Genomic DNA, 547 nt, shown 5'->3' with positions numbered 1-547 from the left:
ACATAATCCGGGATCGTGTCCAGGTTGATCTTTTTGTTCTTGCTGTTCGTTTTGCCGATCTTCGTGTCGAGCACGAAGACGTCGAGCCCCGCTCCTCCCATCATCGTGTCGTTGCCGAGTCCGCCATAGAGCTTGTCGTTGCCGGCTCGACCGTTCATGAGATCCTTGTTGGCGAGCCCGAAGAGCAGATCGTTGCCCGCCCCGCTATCCAATATGTCCCGATGCGGCGTTCCCCATAGAACGAGGTCGGGGTCGGAACCAGGCCCCGGCGGCTTCGGGGGCTTCGGCTTCGGCGGCGGAGGCGGTGGCGGTGGCGGTGGCGGTTCGGCGACGTTGGCCACCTGAACATAGCAGTTTTGCGTGGTCTCGCCGCCGTAAGCATCCGCGGCTTTGATGATGACCTGATGCGTTCTCGCCGTCTCGTAATCGAGTGCTCTCGTCAGGATCAGCTTGTCATTTTCGATGCGAAACACGTTGCTCGGATCGGAGACGATGCTGTAGGTCAGCTTGTCGCCATCGGCATCAAAAGCCGTGATTGTTGCAACGG

At 59.4% G+C, this 547-nt stretch carries 1 protein-coding gene; it reads right to left on the bottom strand.

Annotated features, from left to right (window positions below; genetic code table 11):
- Nucleotides 1-547 (bottom strand): cadherin repeat domain-containing protein (locus AC1DT3_RS23775; RefSeq protein ID WP_477467603.1); only part of this gene is annotated, 547 nt, incomplete at both ends.

Source organism: Microvirga sp. P4_G7, assembly GCF_056401005.1.
The sequence above is the reverse complement of the archived record's forward strand: the minus strand, read 5'-3'. Positions and strand labels throughout refer to the sequence as shown.